Origin of the sequence: Halorhodospira sp. 9622, assembly GCF_022228025.1 — a bacterium.
GTDB lineage: Bacteria > Pseudomonadota > Gammaproteobacteria > Nitrococcales > Halorhodospiraceae > Halorhodospira > Halorhodospira halophila_A.
This window is the reverse complement of record NZ_JAJNRE010000049.1, coordinates 1-5,570: the sequence shown is the minus strand read 5'-3', so window position 1 is coordinate 5,570 and position 5,570 is coordinate 1. Positions and strand designations below refer to the sequence as shown.

General features: G+C 69.6%; 6 protein-coding genes and 1 tRNA gene. All 7 read left to right on the top strand.

The features are described 5' to 3' along the window. A partial coding sequence (locus LRG07_RS13265) for an energy transducer TonB (RefSeq protein ID WP_238637207.1) occupies positions 1-445 on the top strand: 445 nt, incomplete at its 5' end. 3 nt (positions 446-448) lie between these two features. Then, positions 449-1,756 (top strand): Tol-Pal system beta propeller repeat protein TolB, encoded by a 1,308-nt coding sequence (tolB, locus tag LRG07_RS13260; RefSeq protein ID WP_238642656.1) that lies wholly within the window; start codon positions 449-451, stop codon positions 1,754-1,756. Positions 1,757-1,779: 23 nt separating this feature from the next. After that, positions 1,780-2,397 carry a peptidoglycan-associated lipoprotein Pal gene (gene pal / locus LRG07_RS13255; RefSeq protein WP_238637209.1) on the top strand — a complete coding sequence of 206 codons (618 nt, stop codon included), beginning with the start codon at positions 1,780-1,782 and terminating at the stop codon, positions 2,395-2,397. Between the two features lie 15 nt (positions 2,398-2,412). Then, on the top strand, positions 2,413-3,153 hold the full coding sequence (ybgF, locus tag LRG07_RS13250; protein ID WP_238642655.1) for a tol-pal system protein YbgF: 741 nt from the start codon (positions 2,413-2,415) through the stop codon (positions 3,151-3,153). A gap of 52 nt (positions 3,154-3,205) precedes the next feature. Next, positions 3,206-3,281, top strand: a tRNA-Lys gene (locus LRG07_RS13245). A gap of 130 nt (positions 3,282-3,411) precedes the next feature. Next, complete coding sequence (locus LRG07_RS13240; RefSeq protein WP_238642654.1) at positions 3,412-3,993, top strand: hypothetical protein; 582 nt, start codon at positions 3,412-3,414, stop codon at positions 3,991-3,993. Positions 3,994-4,050: 57 nt separating this feature from the next. Next, positions 4,051-5,570 (top strand): EAL domain-containing protein (locus LRG07_RS13235; protein ID WP_238642653.1); only part of this gene is annotated, 1,520 nt, incomplete at its 3' end.

The window sequence follows — 5,570 nt, the reverse complement described above, 5'->3', positions numbered from 1 at the left end:
TCCAGCCGAGCAGCGGGCGGAAGAGCAGGAGCGGCTTCGCGAGGAGATCCGCCAGCGCATGGCGGAAGAGCGCGAGGCGCAGCGCCAGCAGGAACTCGAAGCCGAACGCCAGCGCCAGGAAGCGGCCCGCCAGGAGGCCGAGGAGCAACGCCGGCTGCAGGGGCAGCAGCAGCGCTACACCGCGGCGATCGCCGAGGCTGTCGAGCGCAACTGGCGACGCCCCACCGGCACGCCCGAGGGGCTCGAGGCGGTCATCCGGGTGTCGTTCTCGCGAAGCGGCGACGTGCGCCGGGTCGAGGTCGTCAGCGGCAGCGGTGACTCCGGCTTCGACCGTTCCGTCGAGCGCGCCGTCCAGGCCGCCTCGCCGGTGCCTTTCCCCGACGAGGCCGCGCTGCAGGAGCGCATGCAGACCATAACCTTCCGATTCGCACCGGACCGGAGTTAAGCCGTGACGCGACTGAACCGAGTATGGAGCACCGTGTACCTGGCAGCCCTGCTGATGCTGCCCGGGCAGGCCAGCGCCGATGACGTGGTGATCGACATCATCGGCGGCATCGAGGGCGCCACCCCCATCGCCGTCGTGCCGTTCCAGCGCGCCGATGGCGCCGCCCCGGAGACCGGGATCGCCCCGATCATCACCGCCAACCTCGCCCGCACCGGCCGCTTCGACGTCCTGCCGGAGGACGACCTGGTGGCCACCCCGGGGCGCATGGAGGACGTGCGCTTCTCCACCTGGCGCGCCCAGGGCGTGGACCATCTGGTGGTCGGCGGCATCGATAATGCCACCGACGGCCGTTACGAGGTGCGCTTCGAACTCCTTGACGCCTTCCAGGGACAGCGGACCGACGGCCGGCGCTACCGCGCCGAAGAGCGCCACCTGCGCACCCTGGCCCACACCATCTCCGACCGCATCTACGAGGCGATCACCGACCGCCCAGGCACCTTCACCAAGCGGATCGCCTACGTCGCAGTCGAGCAGCGCGAGGACGGCGAGGGCCGGCAACATCGACTGGTGGTAGCCGATTCCGACGGACACCGGCCACAGACCATCCTGACCTCCGATGAGCCACTGCTCTCGCCCGCCTGGTCACCGTCGCGGGACCGCCTGGCTTACGTCTCCTTTGAAGGCCGCCGCTCGGAGGTTTTCGTCCAGGAGATCCGCACCGGAGAGCGCGAGCAGGTAGCCAGCTTCCGCGGGATCAACAGCGCCCCGGCCTGGTCACCGGACGGCGACCGGCTGGCGGTCACCCTGTCGCGCGACGGCGCCGCCAACATCTACCTGATCGACCTGGCCAGCGGTGAGGTCCGCCCCGTCACCGACCACTGGGCCATCGACACCGAGGCCACCTGGGGCCCCGACGGCGAGTGGATCTACTTCACCTCCGACCGGGGCGGACGGCCACAGATCTACCGCACCACGCCGGATGGCGGCGAGACCGAACGGGTCACCTATGAGGGGGCGTACAACGCCCGGCCGAGCATCTCACCCGACGGTGAGCGGATGGCCATGGTTCACCGCCACGACGGGCAGTACTATATCGCCCTGCAGGATCTGGAGACCGAGGCGGTGCAGATCATCAGCGACGGGCCGGCCGACGAATCGCCGAGCTTCGCCCCCAACGGTGACCTGGTCATCTACACCGCTGGCGGCACCGAGGGGCAGCGACTGGCCACAGCCTCGGTCATCGGCGGCGCGGTGGCCCCACTGGAGTCCACCGAACGACCGGATACCCGCGTACGCGAACCGGCCTGGTAAACCACCTGCGAGGACGAGACACCATGACCGCCAGAAGCCACCGAAACGTCGCGCTCCGCCCCCTGCGCACCCTAGGGCTGACAGCCAGCCTGGCCCTGCTGGCCGGCTGCGCCCACTGGATCGAGGACCCGGAGACCGCACCCGGCGAAGAGACCGAACTGGAAACGGAAGACTTCGATCCGACCGAGGCCGAGGCCCTGGAAGACCCGAGCGATGCCGACGAAGAACGCCTGGAGCGGGCACGCGCCGAGGGGCTGGACCCCGACGACCCGCTGGACGCCGCCGTCCTGGATGAGCCCGACAGCCCGCTGGCGACCCGGCGCGTGCACTTCGCCTTCGACTCCAGCGACATCCGCGACGAGGACATACCGGTCCTCGAGGCCCATGCCGAGTTCCTGCGCGAGCACCCCGATGAGCGGATGACCATCGAGGGCCATACCGACGAGCGCGGCTCGCGGGAGTACAATCTGGCCCTGGGCGAGCGGCGCGCCGAGGCGGTCGAACGGCTCCTGCGCGCCAACGGGGCCCGCTCGGACCAGCTCGAGGTGGTCAGCTACGGCGAGGAAGACCCGCTGATCGACGAATCCAACGAAGACGCGTGGGCGGAAAACCGCCGCGCGGAGCTGCTCTACGAGCGCTAACGCGGTACACCGGCTATGCGAAAGATCGCCACCATCACCGTACTTCTGGCCTTCGCCGCGCCTGCCGTGGCCGAGGACGTCGAGCAGCGCCTCGACCGCCTCGAGGACCTGCTCGACGGACGCGGACTGGCCGAACTGGTCCGCGACGTCGAGCGCATCAAGCGGGAAAACCGCGAGCTGCGGGGCGATATCGAGAGCCTCGACCGCCAGGTCCGCCGACTCCAGGAACGCCAGCGCGAACACTACGCCGACCTGGACGACCGGCTGCGCGAGCTTCAGGAGCGCGGGCTGGCCCAGGAGCAGGAGCAGGTCCCCATCCCCGACCTCGACGGCCCGGACAGCGAGGCCAGCGAAGAGGACGCCGACGCCGGGGAACTCTACCAGGCGGCCTTCCGCCAGCTCGGCGACGGCCTCTACGAGGACGCCCGCGAAGGCTTTCGTGACGTCCTCGACGCCGACCCGGACAGCGACTACGCCGCCAACGCCGTCTACTGGATCGCCGAGACGTACTACGCCGAGCGCGACTTCGAGGCCGCCGGCGAGCACTTCGAACGGGTGATCGACGACTACGGCGACAGCGACAAGGTGCCGGACGCCCGCCTGAAGCTCGGCTACATCGCCTTCGAGGAGGATCGACTGGAGGACGCCCGCGAGAAGCTCGAGGCGGTGCAGGCAGACCACCCGGATACCACTGCCGCCAACCTGGCTCAGCAGCGGGTCGCGGAGATTCGCCGTCTGATGTCCGACGACGAATAGCCGCCGGGCGCTTCCCTACCGCCGGCGGCTTGGTTAAAATGTGCGCTTTTCGGGGCCGTTAGCTCAGCTGGTAGAGCATCGGACTTTTAATCCGCTGGTCGCAGGTTCGAATCCTGCACGGCCCACCACCTTCTCTCTCCCAAGTCAGCAACGCAGCCTGCCGCCGGAAGCCGGCCCACTTCCTCATGGGCATGCATTGCCTCACGGCATTCGGCGGATCCGTAAAAGACCCATCTAGAGCGGCCACTCGAGGACAGGATGCGAACGCTACTGACGGTCATAGCCACCCTGCTTGTCGTCTGGGCAGGCCTGATCGGCTCCCTTTACGCCGTCGAACGGCTTGGGGAAAACCTCGGCTACGGCGTGGAGCGCATGGTCCTCGGCGATGAGACCGAGGAGGATATTGAGGAGTTTGACAGGTGGCTCGAAGCCCGGGCGGAGCGCCTGGATAAAGCCGAGGAGCACCTACCCCGAGCCGGAGCTCTGACATGGATCGCGCCCCCGGGCTTCCGCGCGGAGGTACGAGATCTGATCACCGAAGCGCGGGCCCTGCATGCCGATACCAAGGCGTTGCTCGACGAGGCTCAGGAACTCGACGAGCGCCATGAAGCCTTCGGCGGCGTCGTGGGCGAACCCCTGTTCGTCGAGGGGCGAGGACTTCCGGATGAGCAGGCCCTGCTGCAACAGGAAGCCCTGGAGCTGACACAGGACCTGGAAGCCATCGTCGAACTCGCTCAACGCTGGCAGGAGCTGCGGCAGCAAACCCGTGAGCTTAGCGCCCGGGGGGAGGCGCTCCAGAGACGCGCCCATGCCGAGCGCGGCGCGCTCCAGCCTTTTTAAGTAGCATGTGTGGCATAAACTGAGGGCACGACCGAGGCAGAGACGCCGAGACCCGCCATGGAGACGAAGATCAGCGAGGAGGAGCGCCTGAGGCAGGTGCGCAGCCTAGAGCTCAGCGAGGCCGCCGCTTCCCGGGCGTTGCAGGAGCTGCTGGCGCTCGCCGAGGAGCTTTTCCACGTCCCCATCGTCCGCATCCACCTCATCGAGGCGGAGGCGCAGCGCTCGCTGGCCGGCACCGGGCACGCCCCGGCCTTCAACATGGCCCGCGACCGGTCGGTGTGCACCCACACCATCGAGCAGGAGGAGACCCTCATCCTGCCGGACTTGGCCGAGGACGGCCAGTTCCGAGAACACCCGCTGGTGACCGGGGCGCCCTTCCTGCGCTTCTACGCCGGGGCCGTGCTGCGTACCCCGCAAGGCGGCGCTCTCGGCACCCTCTGCCTGATCGACTACGCCCCGCGGGCGTTCACGGCGGAGGACGAGCGCCGGCTCATCCAGCTTGCCCGCGTCGTCGAGATCCACCTCACCGGCGGCACCGCCGTCCGCAGCCCGGCGGCCCGGAACCCGAGCCTCGACGAGGCGACGGGGCTGCCCAATCGGGCGAGCACAGCCGGCCGCGTGGCGCCCCTGCTCGAGGCCGCCGCTGAGGGGGAGCACCCTGCTCCCCTCGCTCTGATGAGCATCTACCTTGAGGATGCGGCCGGCCTGCGCGCCAGTCGCCAGACGGCCTCGGCAGACCGGCTGCTCGCCGCCACCGCTGCCCGGCTCCGGGCCGCTCTGCCGGAACAGGCCAGCCTCGGGCACTGGGAGGCCAACGAGCTCCTGGTCTGGGCGCCGGCCACGGCCCCCGGTTGCGATCCGGAGGCCATCGGCACCAGCGCCGCGGCGGCGCTCCAGGAGCCGATCACCACCGGCATGGAGCAGATCCGTCCCACCGTCGCCGTTAGCGTGGTCCAGGCGCCCGATGACGGCGAGCGCCTCGACGAGCTCACCAGCCTCCTCCACCTACTCACCGGCAACCAGCGTGGCGCCGGCCGGGTCCGGGTGGTCCAGAACGGCACCGGCCGGCTCGGGGTCTCGGAGCAGATCCATCTCGTCCAGCGCCTCGACAAGGCGCTGGACCAAGGCTGCATCGAGCCGCACTACCAGCCTCGCTTCGACCTGGCCTCCGGCGCCATGACCGGGATGGAGGCCCTCGCCCGCTGGCACGACCCGAAACTCGGATGGATCTCGCCGGGCGAGTTCATCCCCCTCGCCGAGCGCACCGGGCGCATCGAGGAGCTCACCGGGGTGATCCTGCAGGCCGTTTGCCGCCAGGTCCGCGCCTGGATGGCTGAGGGGATCACCGTGCCGCCGGTGGCCGTGAACATCAGCCCGCAGGAGCTGCTCGAGCCCCGCTTCGCGCCCCGGCTGCGGCAGGCGCTCGCCGAGGCCTGCCTGGCGCAGCCGCAGGTGGAGCTGGAGATCACCGAGCGCGGCTTCAGCGAGGAGCTCCAGCCCATGGCGCTGGCCATGCGCACGCTCGCCGAGCAGGGGACCCCGTTCGCCATCGACGACTTCGGCACCGGCTACTCGTC